This window comes from Spirosoma fluminis (assembly GCF_054778895.1).
In genome coordinates this window covers 64,249-79,082 of record NZ_BAAGZD010000045.1, presented here as the reverse complement: position 1 = coordinate 79,082, position 14,834 = coordinate 64,249, and the positions used below count along the sequence as shown (strand labels likewise).

At 48.8% G+C, this 14,834-nt stretch carries 14 protein-coding genes; 3 read left to right on the top strand and 11 right to left on the bottom strand.

Features of this window, described 5'->3' with window-relative positions; translation table 11 throughout:
* Positions 1-44 precede the first annotated feature (44 nt).
* From porM to sucD, 7 genes are all read right to left on the bottom strand, one after another.
* Positions 45-1,637: a type IX secretion system motor protein PorM/GldM gene (porM, locus tag ACYVBJ_RS27495; protein WP_460985501.1), complete on the bottom strand. Its 1,593-nt coding sequence runs from the start codon at positions 1,635-1,637 to the stop codon at positions 45-47.
* A gap of 112 nt (positions 1,638-1,749) precedes the next feature.
* Positions 1,750-2,562, bottom strand: a complete 813-nt coding sequence (porL, locus tag ACYVBJ_RS27490; RefSeq protein WP_460985500.1) for a type IX secretion system motor protein PorL/GldL — start codon at positions 2,560-2,562, stop codon at positions 1,750-1,752.
* Between the two features lie 89 nt (positions 2,563-2,651).
* Entirely contained in the window at positions 2,652-3,785 is a 1,134-nt protein-coding gene (gene porK, locus ACYVBJ_RS27485) for a T9SS ring complex lipoprotein PorK/GldK (RefSeq protein WP_460985499.1), read from the bottom strand.
* A gap of 266 nt (positions 3,786-4,051) precedes the next feature.
* Positions 4,052-5,026: a PorP/SprF family type IX secretion system membrane protein gene (locus ACYVBJ_RS27480; protein ID WP_460985498.1), complete on the bottom strand. Its 975-nt coding sequence runs from the start codon at positions 5,024-5,026 to the stop codon at positions 4,052-4,054.
* A gap of 182 nt (positions 5,027-5,208) precedes the next feature.
* Positions 5,209-5,994, bottom strand: a complete 786-nt coding sequence (locus tag ACYVBJ_RS27475) for a uroporphyrinogen-III synthase (RefSeq protein WP_460985497.1) — start codon at positions 5,992-5,994, stop codon at positions 5,209-5,211.
* 99 nt (positions 5,995-6,093) lie between these two features.
* Positions 6,094-7,308: a DUF4271 domain-containing protein gene (locus ACYVBJ_RS27470; protein WP_460985496.1), complete on the bottom strand. Its 1,215-nt coding sequence runs from the start codon at positions 7,306-7,308 to the stop codon at positions 6,094-6,096.
* Between the two features lie 27 nt (positions 7,309-7,335).
* Positions 7,336-8,211, bottom strand: coding sequence for a succinate--CoA ligase subunit alpha (gene sucD / locus ACYVBJ_RS27465; RefSeq protein ID WP_460985495.1), 876 nt, complete (start codon positions 8,209-8,211; stop codon positions 7,336-7,338).
* 159 nt (positions 8,212-8,370) lie between these two features.
* Here sucD and ACYVBJ_RS27460 point away from each other — a divergent pair, with 159 nt between their 5' ends.
* Together ACYVBJ_RS27460 and ACYVBJ_RS27455 are read left to right on the top strand one after the other, a co-directional pair.
* Positions 8,371-8,946 carry a DUF6962 family protein gene (locus ACYVBJ_RS27460; protein ID WP_460985494.1) on the top strand — a complete coding sequence of 192 codons (576 nt, stop codon included), beginning with the start codon at positions 8,371-8,373 and terminating at the stop codon, positions 8,944-8,946.
* A gap of 90 nt (positions 8,947-9,036) precedes the next feature.
* Positions 9,037-10,134, top strand: a complete 1,098-nt coding sequence (locus ACYVBJ_RS27455; RefSeq protein ID WP_460985493.1) for a DNA topoisomerase IB — start codon at positions 9,037-9,039, stop codon at positions 10,132-10,134.
* On the opposite strand, the gene ACYVBJ_RS27450 is transcribed toward ACYVBJ_RS27455, so the two are convergent.
* The 3 genes from ACYVBJ_RS27450 to ACYVBJ_RS27440 all read right to left on the bottom strand — a co-directional run bounded on the left by ACYVBJ_RS27450 (position 10,131) and on the right by ACYVBJ_RS27440 (position 12,564).
* Positions 10,131-10,820 carry a DUF421 domain-containing protein gene (locus tag ACYVBJ_RS27450; protein ID WP_460985492.1) on the bottom strand — a complete coding sequence of 230 codons (690 nt, stop codon included), beginning with the start codon at positions 10,818-10,820 and terminating at the stop codon, positions 10,131-10,133. The two genes, ACYVBJ_RS27455 and ACYVBJ_RS27450, sit on opposite strands and share 4 nt — an antisense overlap.
* 57 nt (positions 10,821-10,877) lie before the next feature.
* Positions 10,878-11,087 carry a DUF2188 domain-containing protein gene (locus tag ACYVBJ_RS27445; RefSeq protein ID WP_460976364.1) on the bottom strand — a complete coding sequence of 70 codons (210 nt, stop codon included), beginning with the start codon at positions 11,085-11,087 and terminating at the stop codon, positions 10,878-10,880.
* Between the two features lie 88 nt (positions 11,088-11,175).
* The gene (locus ACYVBJ_RS27440; protein ID WP_460985491.1) at positions 11,176-12,564 is read right to left on the bottom strand and encodes a TolC family protein; all 1,389 of its coding nucleotides are present in this window, start codon (positions 12,562-12,564) and stop codon (positions 11,176-11,178) included.
* Positions 12,565-12,671: 107 nt separating this feature from the next.
* On the opposite strand from ACYVBJ_RS27440, the gene ACYVBJ_RS27435 reads away from it, so the two are divergent.
* Positions 12,672-14,303: an amidohydrolase gene (locus tag ACYVBJ_RS27435; RefSeq protein ID WP_460985490.1), complete on the top strand. Its 1,632-nt coding sequence runs from the start codon at positions 12,672-12,674 to the stop codon at positions 14,301-14,303.
* A gap of 66 nt (positions 14,304-14,369) precedes the next feature.
* On the opposite strand, the gene ACYVBJ_RS27430 is transcribed toward ACYVBJ_RS27435, so the two are convergent.
* The gene (locus ACYVBJ_RS27430; protein ID WP_460985489.1) at positions 14,370-14,834 is read right to left on the bottom strand and encodes a GreA/GreB family elongation factor; all 465 of its coding nucleotides are present in this window, start codon (positions 14,832-14,834) and stop codon (positions 14,370-14,372) included.

Here is a 14,834-nt window from a genome sequence, read left to right as displayed (position 1 = left end):
GCTTACTGCAACTTAGTAACGACGTAAGTTCTTAATTCGTGCACTTAATACAAGTTAACCGAAGTAATGGGCTTACCCATGGGAACATCACTGATATTACCTTGGAAGTTCCGACGCTGTACACCATCAACTTCAATCACCAATCGGTCGCCAGGCTGAGCTTCGGAGGCTAAGGAGCCGATTGAACCACCGTTGGGTCCAAGGCTTATGGGGCTTCCGACACGACGCGTTCCACGTCCTAATGAAACTGTAACGCCAGTCACCCGGAAATTAGCATCATCAGGAGAATAGTTACGGAAACTTTCATCCGCTACAGCAGATACTCGAACGCTACGTGCCGATGATACTGGCAAACCTCTAGGGTCAGTAATTCGTTGTCCCCCAATTAAGTATTCTAACGTAGGACGAGGCACCTTGTTTACTCGGAAACGCTCGGTTCCTAACAAACTACCACTATTGCTAATATTCAGACTCACCTGAGCTGAGCTTGGAACTACTGTAATCTTACCCTTCTCGCCAGACGGAATAACCTGCGCTCCATCAGCCGAAAAGTTTGGACTCCACAAAGCCCCTAACTGTGGACTTTGAATGCTCAGTTTGTTAGCACAACCCAAATACAGCGGGGGCATCGTACCGGTTTCAATCTGATACGAAGGCTTCGCGACAAAGTATTCAGCCTGTAAAGGCACTGTTTTCGTACCGGCGGCCGTCTGGTACGAGATAGCTCCCGATAAAACTCGACGTGCTAAACCATTCTTGTCATATGCTCCACCCTGAGCTGTAAACTCAACAATACCTTGTCCGTCCTGCATACGTACCGGACCGCCATTCAAGCTCATACGCGGCTGGATACCTGACGAAGATGCAGCCAAAAACATCTGACCTTTAAACTTCGTACCCGCAACAACCACTTTAGATTCCATGCTCAACATCGCCAGAATCTTATCGAATTTAACATCCTGTGCGCCTACTTTGCTAGCCAGTACATTCAAGACTTCACCCTCAATCCGACGTACGTCTGTCTGACGCTGGGTCAATACAGCTAAAGCGGCAGGAACCGGTGTTTGCGCAAAGTTCAATTCACCAAAATCTTTAAGACGCTGCTCCGGCGAACGGCTCGAAATAGGATCGTCTTTACCATTCAGCGCCAACGAAGTATATTTAGCAGTACTATACTTACCTAAGCTCTCTAAGTAATCATCAAGCTGCTTTTTCAGTTTGTACGCTTCACCATTATGGTTACCGCCAACCATGATTTGAGCAACTTTCTCTTCCTCACTCAGATTCTTAATATTTCCAGCCTCGTCGGTTCCTCCGCCCGCTTCGCTGATGATCCGTTCCTTCAACGCGTCGATCTGTCCGATCACATCACCCGTCATTTTACGAACGTCATCGGCCTGCTTCACAATCGCGAGATCAGCCGCACGGTTACCTGATTTTTCAACGGTAGCCCGAATGTTATCAACGGTAGACTGGTTGACCCGGCTAGCCGACATAGTAGACTGCTCAAGGCTATTATTTAATAATACAAATTTCTCCAGAATCGCCGAGGTGACTTGTAAAGCCAGCAACGCGGTCAAAACCAGATACATCATCCCGATCATCTTCTGACGGGGTGTCTCTTTTGCGCCTGCCATTTATGTATGGTAGTAATGAAAAAAAGTTGGAGAGTTACAAAGTCGTACAGTTATACAGTTACAGAGTTATCAAGTTTTTGAAACTCTGTAACCACCTAACCTTATAACTTTTTTAATTGCCGCGCATTGCGGTCAGCATGCTGCCGTATACGTTGTTGAGCGACGCCAGATTGCCTGTTAGTTTAGCCAGTTCATTTTTGAACTGCTGCGTATCACGGCTCGCATCCGTCATATTTTCCATAGCAGAAGTCAAGCTACCGTAAAAAGCGTTCATCGCTTTCAGATGCTTGTTAGTGTCCTGTAGCTCCAGTTCGTAAACCGCATTCAGGGCACCCATATTTTTCGTTACTTTCTGCGTCTGATCACGAAGTTCTTTCGTGTCATTCGTAGCATCGGCCATCGAGCTAACCGCTGTAATAGCTGTATTGTATGACTTATTCATTTCTGACAATGACTGCGACGCTGTTTTCACGTTGCGTGCGTAGTCATTCGTAGCCACCGTTGCATCAGTAAGATCCGTCAGTTTCGAAACGGTGTCGTTCAGGCTGCGGAAACCCGTTCCTAATTTCTCGAATACGTCAGGCGTTACTTTTGCCTGTGCCAACATCTGATCCATGTTGGCGGTAAGGCCGTTAGGCTGTGCAACCGGCTTACGCGCTTCCCCTCTGAAATCGTCGGCTAGCTCCGGATAAACCCGCTCCCAGGCGTAGCCATCACCCGACGTAGCGGGGAAAAGGAAGCTTTGCATTGCGTAAAGTGCAAAAATTACGGCTTCAATAATCAGACCCACAGTTAGTAGCCAGCTAAGTGAGGTAATATGTTGAATTTTAGCCATTGCCCCTAAGACAACAACGGCGGCACCGGCACTATAAATGGTTGGTACTAAACGATCCCAGAAGAAATTTACTGACTTTGCTGCTGCCATGACGAGCGATTATTGTTTATTAGAACTGACTGTGTGCGGGTTTCTTTACTGTAACGATTAACGTTATGTACTCAATATTCTATTGTGTGCTAAACTTTATCTTTTGACGCTTTTTTGCTGCTTTTGGGCTTACTGCTCCCCCCTACTCGACCACCCCGCGCCGACGCCGTACGTCCTTCGAGGTTATCCATTACGCATCGAAAACCGATGAACGAGCGTTTCTGGTCTTCGTATTCGTAATAGCGTGTACCCGTTTCCAAATAGTACGCAATGTCTTTCCAGGAACCGCCCCGCACAACTTTCCGAGGCTCATCAGCATTCTGGTTATCAGGGTTCATATCCCAAACAATGGCGTTGGAGTTATCGGCGTAAGCATCACGGCACCACTCGGCTACGTTACCAGCCATGTTATAAAGGCCATAATCATTGGGGCTGTATGCAGTCGCCGGAGCCGTATAGGGATATCCATCTGCATCAAAATTACCCCGCTGTGGTTTAAAGTTTGCCAGATAACAGCCTTTACCATTCGCTACGTATGGGTTACCCCAGGGGTACTTGGCTCCCTGCTTACCACCGCGGGCCGCCCACTCCCACTCCGCTTCTGATGGAAGCCGGAACCGTGGCGAATTAAATTGCCCTTCCTTCGTGCGGTAATCGTTATACATATTTGTACGCCATTGGCTGAAGTGCTGCGCAGCTTTCCAGCTTACGCCTACAACCGGATACGTATCAAACGCTGGATGGGCAAAGTAGTATTCTAACATTGGGTCCCCGTTGTGGTAGGTGAAGTCGTTTTTCCACACCGTCGTGTCGGGATAAAACTTCGACATGATTTCCTCTTCACCCAGGGTCGATACGGAGTCAGCCAGCAGTGCATTGACGTATTGGCGGTACTCGTGGTTCGAGATCTCAGCATCATCCATGTAGAATGAGCTGATGGTTACCTGACGGTTCATGTTGATTTGCGTCGCAGCTACGTCTTCGTCAGCCTGACCCATAATAAACGAACCGGATGGAACCAGCACCATGCCGTAGGGTGTAGTTTGCTTGTAGCCTTTGCGACCGGTTGCTGTGATTTCCCCGTTCGTGACGCCTACATCGCCCCCTCTTCCACCCTTACCACCAAATTTTGACTTAACGAATCCGCAACCTTGCATTAGCAGGAACACTGCTGCGACCATCACCATCCGGGTTGCATTGATTGTAAACCAGTTATACTTCATCTTTGTAGGCTATTTTACCTTCTTCTTGTGCGAGACCAGACTAAAAACGAAAATCTGTTTGGTTATTGTATGTAAGGCTGTAGGGTTCAGATTTATTTTCTGTTCACGCTTCACCTCAAACTATTCTACTTCATGTAACGGATTAGGTTGCCACAATAGCCAATTCAACAAAAATAAAACGTTGAATGCAAACTGCCTAACAAGAATGTTGCCAAAATGTTGGCTAAGCCCTATAGCATCGTGAAACCGTACAACTTTCTATTCTATTAATACCGAAACCGCGGAGTACGTACAATTGGCTTCTTGCGGGCATCGGGTGCGGGAAAGGCGTATGCCAGCAAAATCTCGTGCGAAGTCGGACTTTTTACCTGTGCTCCCCCAGCCGTGATATCCAGCGAATAGCCGACACGTAATGCGTTGTTACGCATCAGGTTGATACCCGCGGTTGCCATCACTGCATCTTTCAGCCGATACCCTACCCCGCCCCATATACGGTTGTCGTACGTAGCGACCAGATTTAACGTAGCGGCTGATCCTTTGAGACCTTCAACGGTGCTGTATTGAATCAGTATCGAAGGCTGTACGTCGATGTCGTATCCTATTCCTAATCGATAGCCAGCTGTCAGATACGCCTTGCTGTTGGAAGGTTCAATTGATCGGTCGGTAATGAAATTGTACGTAGCGCGATTAAGGTGAGTCATACTTAAGCCAACCCAGTAATCGGTCGTGTTGTAATACACCCCAGCCGACAAATCGGGCTTGAACTGACTGATCCGGCCGGTTGGAATCAGCGGATCGCCCGGCTCTCCGGGGCGCAGCTGGCCAAAGTCAATGCCCCGGTTGAACAACCCAGCCTGTATGCCCAATGCCAACGTACCACTTTTCAGTGTCATCCGATATGCATACGCGATTTGCACGGCCTGATTGATGGTAGGTCCGAATTTATCGTTCAGTGCGTAAATACCGATTCCTCCCCTGATCTTAGCCAACGGCATATTAAACGACAACAATTGGGAACTCTGAGCACCACCCGGATCATTGTTGCCGACTGTCTGGTAGCCCAGGTACTGCGTTCGTTGCGTAATCTGCAGTCGCGATACGCCCTCCGAGCCTGCGGCTGCCGGATTGTAGTAAAGCGGATTGTACATATACATGCTGAACTGCGGATCTTGTTGTGCCCTGGCAGTCTGACTAACCCCAAGTAGTATCAACAAAGCAAGAACGTAAAATGTGCGAATCATACAACCAAAGTGAAATGTTGAACAGCTAAAGTCTTCCTTTACAGCAACGTTCAGTATACACGAATTACCTTTACAACTAAACGCCTTTCGAGGCAAATTATTGAACCGAAATAAAGGCTGAATGCCGGAAATGAGCTAGTGATCTCAATCTCCGGCATTCGACGTTTGTATAACACCACCTTTTACTGATTGTTGACCTTTTTGATGTATAAGTCCAGCGCTCCGGTCATGGAGGGAGCATTAGGCAAAGGAGCTTCAATATCAAGCAGCAAACCGGCATCGGTAATCGCTTTGGCCGTTGTAGGACCAAAGGCAGCCATCCGGGTTCCATTTTGCTTATAGTCCGGGAAATTGCTCAGCAGAGAGCTTACGCCCGAGGGACTGAAAAAGGCAATAATGTCGTAGCTATGAATATCCAGATCCGACAGATCCGTTGGTACGGTATCGTACATCACGGCTTCCGTAAAATGCAGGCTGCTGGTATCCATAAACTCCGGAATATCGTTCCGGCGGATATTGGAACACGGAAACAGGAATTTCTCGTTCTTATGCTTTTTGATCAGATCAAACAGCTCCGTAGCGGTTTTTGTACCGTTGAAAATCTTCCGTTTCCGAATCACGATGTACTTCTGAAGGTAGTTAGCTGTCTGCTCCGAAATACAGAAGTATTTCATATCGGCAGGTACTTCGATCCGGCCTTCCTGACAAATCCGGAAGAAATGATCAATCGCGTTCCGACTGGTGAAGATAATGGCGGTGTGCGCCAGAATATTGATTTTCTGACGCCGAAAATCTTTAAACGATTCGCCCTGAATCTGAATAAACGGCCGAAAATCAATATGGAGGTTGTACTTGCTAACTAAATCAAAGTAAGGAGATTTTTCGTCGGCGGGGCGGGATTGGGTTACTAACAGCCGGTTAACTTTCGTGAGCCGGTCTTCGGTGGATTGCATGCTGGTCTCGTTCATTGAATCTCTACTCGTTTCGACAGTCAGTTATCAGTTTTTAGTGCCTCAGCGACGCAACTGCCAACTGTTCATCGCTCACTTTTACTGAAAACTCATTCATCATAGTGCGAAGCGCAAACCAATGATGAGTGGAATCAATTCAACGATACAAAGGTACGAAAATAAATAAAGATTTTTGATAGGCTCCATCGTGCGTATGACAAAGTAAAGTAAGGCTAAACGCGCAATGTAAAAAGCGATCATGGGCAAAAACAACGCGCCCTCCGGCCAGGACGTTGCCGCTGTATTGTACGAAATAACGGCTAGTACAACCGTTGAGCCCGAAAAGAATAACAACGATGACTGCAGGATCTTGAAATAATGGACGTTGATGATACTCTGCAACTTATAAAGCCCGCCCAGTACTTCCAGCGCAAGGTATTTCCCCATTAAGCTTAAAAAGGCTAACCCCGTCAGTACCAGGAATTCGCCGATCAACCACCCAAATTGCTGCTCCCGCAGCAATAAGGTCCGGGATTCGAAAACCTCAAGATTTCGGCTTTGAACGAAAATGATCAGGTAAGCAACTACAAAGCTTAAATTCAACATGAACCAGATGTTCGTGATGCTTAAAGGCCGGTTGATCAAAAATGACTCTTCCTGAGCACGTAGTGACAGAAGATCCCGAAGGCTGTAGAATCGTTGAAAAGCTCGTGGATAAGCTGTGTACAAAAAAGCATGCGCGGCCAGCAGGAATAACAGCCCGATATTCAGAAAGTTTTCGTAAACGGCTTGTGGGCGGGGACGTACACTCAGGTTGTCGTCGCGTAGAATAACCGGTTTCTGGGTGGCCGATTTCGGGTAGCCGATAAACAACTGCTTATCCGCCAGCCCAGGGGCTCCATAGAGCGTCAGAAATACTTCGGGCTGCCGGTAGACCCGGTATAGGCTGTCAATACTGAGCACCTGCCATTGATTGGCCCGCAGTTTACGTTTCAGGGCAGCATTTATGAAGAGGTAGCCGTCCTGCTGCGTAGAAATCAGCAAATTATAGTGACGGTTACTCTCCAGGTCAACGTAAACGCTAAGTGCCGTTTCGTCGGCATGTTGTTCCAGGATATACGGTACGTACGCTTTCGTGCGTTCGTCGTATACCTGAAAATCTTCCCGGAAATTATGGATCGGATAAAATCTTCCGTTTGGGCCAATGCCGCTCGTACGGGGCTGACCAAATGTAAAGAGCGAAAGGGCGAACGAGTGAAAGAGCGTTATAATACAGATAGCCAGTATACGTCTCCTCTTCACCTTAACTCGTTCGCTCATTCGCTCTTCCATTCCGATTCGGCGTTCCGATTCGCTTCTTTATTTGCCCAGTGCTTTCAGCATGGTGTCGCCAATTAAGGCAGGTGATTCAACGACGTGAATGCCGCACTCCCGCATGATGGCCATTTTTGCCGCGGCCGTGTCGTCAGCTCCACCGACAATAGCACCAGCATGGCCCATCCGACGACCTTTGGGAGCTGTCTGACCAGCGATGAATCCAACAACGGGCTTGCGATTGCCGTCGGCTTTGATCCAGCGTGCGGCTTCGGCTTCCATACCACCACCGATTTCACCAATCATTACGATCGCTTCGGTTTCGGGGTCGTTCATGAGCAGTTCAACCGCTTGCTTGGTTGTAGTCCCAATAATTGGGTCGCCCCCGATGCCAATAGCCGTAGATTGGCCCAGCCCGGCTTTGGTCAGCTGATCAACCGCTTCATAGGTTAACGTACCGGATTTAGAAACGATACCGACCGTACCTTTTTTGAAAATAAAGCCCGGCATGATGCCAACCTTACATTCTTCGGCCGTCATAACGCCCGGGCAGTTTGGTCCGATTAACCGCACTTCTTTATCGGTCAGGTAGTTTTTCACGGCTACCATATCTTCGGTCGGAATGCCTTCGGTAATGCAGATGATGACCTTTATACCCGCATCGGCCGCTTCCATAATGGCATCAGCCGCGAAAGCAGGCGGCACAAAAATGATCGATACGTCGGCCCCAGCCTCGTTTACCGCCTGCTGAACGGTATTGAACACGGGCCGGTTGAGGTGAGTTTGCCCGCCTTTACCCGGCGTTACGCCCCCAACTACGTTAGTCCCATATTCAATCATTTGCTGGGCGTGAAAACTGCCTTCCGAGCCGGTAAAGCCCTGGACGATAACTCTGGAGTCTTTGTTAACTAAAACACTCATGACGGTTTGTAAATCGTTGGCGATGCAGTTAAGGAGAAGCTAGCCTGACAGAATAAACAGTAAAGACTGACTACTATTAATTTGGTCTTTACCTTTTTCCTTCCTCTTTTCATCTCATAAAAGTTGGGCAAAAGTAGCCGAAACTTCGTAAATTACGTGATGATTTTTTCGCACATTCTCTCGGGTTCAATCTTAGCCGGAGCGGGCTTTGGCGTGTTTTGGCACTTCTTCGGCCGCATTTCCCTGTTCAACCGGTTACTCTGGGGTTTCTTTCTCTTAACAACCTCGCTGGCGGCCCTGATTGGCGTGGTCCTGTACGCTGGCAATGATGGGCTGAAGCAGCTGCATAGCTCGATGATTGTGTTGTCGGATACCTTGGGTGTCGTTTGCGTGGTAACGGCCGTCTATGCCCTCCTTAATCGCCGTACGCTTACCCTGCTCACCTTCGTCGCTGCGGTCTTATTTGGTCTCTTCCTGTTCATCGGCTTGCTTCTACCCGACGTACGCGTGTTTACGCCGATTGTGCCGTCGCTGGGCATCCTGGCCTTAATGCTGCTGGCCGTTTTCTCGCTGCTGCAACGTAACAAACGTGGCTTGTGGGTGGTACTGGCTGCTATGATGATGGGCCTGGCTACAAAAGCGGATGCGTTCGATGGTATTATTCATCCCACCGATTTCTTTCATTACGCTAATGCGCTGGCGCTGTGGTTTTTCGGAAAGGCAGCCGAACGCTAAGCGATAACTTTAGCGGTAGTTTATAGTTTGACAGGTGTTAGTGGCCTGAACGATCACTATACCCGTACTGCAATTATAAACTTAATAGCGTTGGATCTTTTAGAACTGGCTCAGGACCCGAAAAAAACGGCCAAAGCGGCCAAACTTCTTTACGTGAGCGATACAATGCCTGGCATTACCCGTCAGCGCAACGGCGACCGGTTTGTTTACCTCACCTCCGGTGGCGATGAAGTCGATGACGAAGAAGCATTAGCTCGTATTCGCAGTATGGCGTTGCCACCAGCCTGGGAGAACGTCTGGATTAGCCCCAAGGCCAATGGACACCTGCAGGCAACCGGTATTGATACCAAAAACCGGAAGCAATACCGCTACCACGCCAACTGGAACGCGATACGTAGTGAAACTAAGTTTTTTCGGATGGTGGCTTTTGGGGAAGCGCTGCCGCTCTTACGGGCCCGTTTGGATAAAGACTTAAAACAACGCGACCTCACCCGCGAGAAAGTTATTGCCGTTGCGTTGAGCGTAATGGAGCAAACGCTGATTCGCGTAGGTAATGCAGCTTATGAGAAAGAGTACGGTTCTTACGGCTTAACCACGCTGAAAGATCGGCACGTAAAGCTGGAAGGTAGCGAGGTTCGATTCAGCTTTAAAGGCAAAAAAGGCATTTATCACGACATTACGTTGCACGACCGGCGCTTGTCCCGTCTGGTCAAAGCGTGTCGCGACATACCCGGTAAAGAGCTGTTTCAATATTTCGACGAAAACGGCGACCGACACTCGATCGACTCCGGCATGGTCAACGACTATTTGCACGAAACAATGGGGAGCGACTTTTCGGCCAAAGATTTCCGCACGTGGGCCGGAACCGTAAACGCGCTTCGGCTTCTGGTAGAACTGGAACCTTGCGAAACTGAAAAAGAACTGAAGAAAAACGTGAATACGGTACTGGATGAAGTCTCGCATCAACTGGGCAATACACGCACGGTTTGCCGCAAACATTACGTTCACCCGCAAATTCTGGAAGCCTACGAGTGCCGCGATCTAAACCCGTATATTGAACATAAAAATCGCTTTCGGCAAACGAGTCCCCACGGCCTCGACGGTGTTGAAAAACTGCTCTTAAAATTTCTGAAGGATCAGGTCAAAACGGTAGTAAAAAGCCCTGCGGCTAAAAAAGCAGTCGCTTAATGCGTAGCCTTGATCCACTGATTATGTTGGCAGTTAGGGCAAACAGGCTGGCTGCTTACGGCAAACGTTTGAATATTACCGCAGGTTATACAGGCGTATATCCCGGTCTCGGCAATTAGTTCACTGGCCTTTCGCAAAGCCTTCGGCATGATCGGCAAACCGGCTTTTACATCATTTTTGGGGTACGGAAATACGCTTACTTCGCCGGTTGGCTCAAGAATAGCGGTCTGTACTTCGCCTAATTGTTTTATTCCCGCTAACCGAAGTTCAATAAAAAGTTCTTCCTGCGTCAGGTCCTCCCGCTCAAAGTTATTAATCAGAATACAACCGTTCTCCACTACGTATACGGGTTTACCCTCTAAAAATTCCCGGACGACTCGATTGGAGTCAGAAAGCTTGGTAATGAGTTTGTAGCAAACCATCATTACTATAAACACGACCATGACAGAAAGCAGCGGTACGTCTTCATAAAACATTGGATCGCCAGCGGCTGAACCTAATCCAATGACAAGAACCAGTTCGAACACAGATAATTGCTTGATCTGGCGTTTGCCCGAAATCTTTAAGGCCATCAATATGACCAGGAACATCACCAGCGTACGAAACGCCACCTCACCTAAATAGGTCCAGGGAAGCTCATTCGTTAGCACGCGCTCCCAATCGAAGGGCTCAATCGGCTGTTTCATCGTTTACGTAGTGAAGTGAATCAATAAAAAAGAAGCCTGGATTGCCAGGCTTCCCCCTTACTTCTTATTCTCAGGTGCGTTGTCCTTTCGCACTTTAATGCTTCGTTTCAGCGCCCACTCTTCGGCTTTCGCCGTAGCAATAGCCAGCGCTTTCTGATCGTCGCTACCCTCAGCCAGCAGTGCGTTCGCGATGGCAATGGCTTTGTTGCGAACCGGTGCCATAAAGTTTTTCAACGAATCCGGGTACTCTTTGTTCGTATAGGGCATAATCGATCGTTGATGGTCAGTACCTGCCTTGTAAACTTAGCAGGATAACCGCTTAACGGACAGACTGTTCAACGAACGGGCCTTAACTCTACTGCGCCAGTTCCTGGGTGATGGTACTGCTTAACCGCAACAGTTCGATTTCGGCGGCTTTGGCATTAAACTCGGCTTCAATCAAACGAGTCTGCGCATTTATCGCATTACGCTGTACGTCTCTGAACTCGACAAATGTTGAATTACCGATTCGGTAGCGGTCGTAGGCAATATCGACGTTCTGATTAGCCAACTGATTATTCTGGACCTCCAGGTTTAGCAGCGACAGGCTATTGCGATAGGTCTGGTACGTCTGAGCTAATGCCGATTGAAGCTGCAACCGCTGGTCACTCTCCTGACTCTGAGCAATCAACGTATTAACACGGGCGTTCTGAATTTGACGCTTCAGGTTGAATCCGTTGAATATGGGAATCGTAGCTTGCAGGTTATAGGTCAACGCGCCAGTACGGCCCGTACGTATACCAAACCCGCCCTGATTATCAACCAACTGATAGTTATAGCCGGTTTGTGCGGTCAATACAGGCAGTTGCTGAGCATTTGCCAGACGCAGGTTAATGTCCGCCAATGTTCGGTTAAGAACCGCCGTAGTTAACAAAGGGTTGTTTGTCGTCAATGATTCCTGTAAAGTGGCTAACTGAAGGTCTGTTCGGGCAACGATGGTATCCCGAACGGAGAATTCTGCTTGTGGGTCACGTATCAACTGCGTATTCAACAAAATTTTTGCATTTCGTAAGGCTTGCTCCTGCGATAGCAAAGCGGCACTGTCGGTATTATAATCTACCTGAGCACTCAGGAAATCAACTTTGGAGCGAGTACCTACTTCGTAATTGGCGCGAGCCAGTTCGAGTCGTTCACGTGAAATATCAAGGGCCTGGCTAAAGGCAATTAACCGCTGAAGCTGCCGAACGACATCATAATAACTGGTGGCAACGCTGGCAATGGTTGCTTCTACATTCGCTCGGGTAGTAACGCTACTGATTTGTAGTAACTGCCTTAGCTGTGTGTACAGCGCACTTCGGGCATAGCCATTGAATACGGTATAGTTTATATTGAAACCTAGGTTACTGGTCCGGTTGAAAACGCCACGCGCTTCCTGCGGAGGCCGGAGTCCATCCAGATACGTCTGCCGAAAATTCTGAAGTCCACCGGTTGAGCTAAGGTTACCAGTCAGGGAAGGCAGGTATCCGGCGTTGCCCTTTGTGTAATTATTGCGGGCAATCTGTTCCTGCTGCCGATAAATCTGAACCTGGTAGTTCTTTTCAACCGCCTGGGCAATCGCTTGTTGAAAAGTGAGCAGTTCTCCCGGCTGTGGGATGGTAGCAACCGTGAAGGTTCGCTGCTGAGCACGTTGGATGGCATTTTGGGGTTGTTGAGCAAAAACCGTAGAGGGTAAGGAAACAAGTAAAATCCAGCCGTAGAGCTTCATTGACTTAATATTAACAACAAGATTAAAAGCCAAAATTACAAGAATCTACGATTAGCCGAAGAGCTTATTAATTTTCGCGTAATTTGCGCTTGGCCCAATCATCAACTATGAATCGTTTGCCATTGCCAGCACTGGCGTTTGTTGCTCTATTATCGAGCTGTTCATTCAAGAAAAAAGCCGATCTACTTGTCACCAACGCCCATATCTACACCGCCGACTCAAGCTTTTCGACGGCGGAAGCGTTCGTTGTAAAAGACGGTAAATTCTTAGCTGTTGGTTCTGCCAAAGAACTCGCGCAACAATACGACGCCGACAGCACTGCAGACCTCAACGGGCAGCCTGTTTATCCCGGCTTCTACGATCCTCACGCGCATTTCCTGGGACTGGGGCAGGTTTTGTCTCAAGCCAATCTGGTTGGTGCGGAATCGTATGATGAGGTAATTGAACGGTTAAAAGCATTTTATCAGAAAAATCCGCAGGAGCTCTGGCTCACCGGTCGCGGATGGGATCAGAACGACTGGCCGGAGAAGACTTTTCCAACCAAAGAAAAGCTCGATGCGGCTTTTCCAAACGTACCCGTTGCCTTAATCCGAGTCGATGGTCATGCCCTCTTAGTTAACTCAAAAGCACTACGTCTGGCTCAAATTACGGCGGGTTCGAAACTGTCTGGTGGCGAAATTGTGCTCGCGAACGGTGAACCCACAGGCGTATTGGTAGATAACGCCATGCAACTTATTCAGCGAGTGCTGCCCCGACCTGATAACGCCGACAAAGCCCGTATGCTGCTGGCCGCCCAGGCCACCTGCGTTAAGCTGGGATTAACTACGGTTTCCGACGCAGGCATCAGTCCCGACGAGATCAACCTGATCGACAGTCTGCAAAAGGTAGGTAAGCTCAAAATTCGCGATTACGCCATGGTTAGCCTGGGTGAGCCGAACCTGAATTACTTTTTGAAACGAGGTCCTTTTCAGACGGACCGACTAACGGTTCGCTCGTTCAAGCTGTATGCCGATGGTGCCTTAGGTTCGCGGGGAGCCTGTTTGCGGAAGCCGTATAGCGACCGGCCCGAAACCGGTGGATTCCTGCTGTTAAGCCCAGCCGAACTAGAGCGCGTAACGAAACTCCTGTACGCATCAGGTTTTCAGGCTAATACGCACTGCATTGGCGACTCAGCCAACCACCTGATGTTGACGCTGTACGGCAACCTGCTGAAAAAACAGAATGATCGCCGGTGGCGGATTGAACACGCTCAGGTCGTTTCGCCGGAAGACGTTTACAAGTTTGGCCGCTATTCGATTATTCCCTCCGTACAGCCTACGCACGCTACGTCGGATATGTACTGGGCTACTGACCGACTGGGATCAATTCGGGTTAAAGGAGCTTACGCGTTCAACGACCTCATGAAACAGAATGGGCTGATTACGTTCGGCAGCGACTTCCCCGTTGAAGCGGAGAACCCTTTATTCGGTTTCCATGCCGCTGTGGCGCGTCAGGACGCGAAGAACTTCCCGGCAGGTGGCTACCAGATGGAAAACGCTGTTGACCGTAAATCGGCTTTATTAGCGATGACCCGCTGGGCAGCCTATGCCAATTTTGAAGATCAGCTTCGGGGTAGCATTTCGCCGGGCAGACAAGCGGACTTTGTCGTACTCGATCGGGATATTATGACGACTCCTAACGCACAGTTACGCCAGACACAGGTGAAACAGACGTGGATTGGTGGAGAGCGGGTATTTTAAGCTTGTATGAGCTATTCATTACTAGTCGAAGAGCTTAGCGTCAGCCTTTTTTCTCAAGTGCAAACGTTACAGCACCTTCGCAATCTGGTAAGAGAGATTGTTAAACGTTACGGTATCGCCTGCTTTTTTGCCGGTTAGAGCGGTTCCAATAGGAGAAGCAGGCGAAATAGCGAAATACAGTACGTTGTTCAGTGTAAGCTTACCTGCGCTGATGCTAATGAAGAATTGGCCCCGGTTTGTGATGACCAGACTCCCTGGCTGAACGCTCTCATAGACTTTATCAACGTTTATTCGGCCGAGTTCCTGCCCTAACTTCATGGCTTCAGCCAATAATTGGGCGTGCCGGTCCCGTTCGAGCTGTGCCATCGCCCGACCGGTTTCGTATTTGTCGCCAGCACTACTTTTTTCTTCTGTATTAGCCGATTCCTGAGCCGCTTCCATGGCTTCTTTGGCCGTGTTGATACGTTGCTCAACGTAGCTTTCGCATAAGGCGAACAGGCTTGCCTTAACTTTATGTTCGGTATCCGTCAC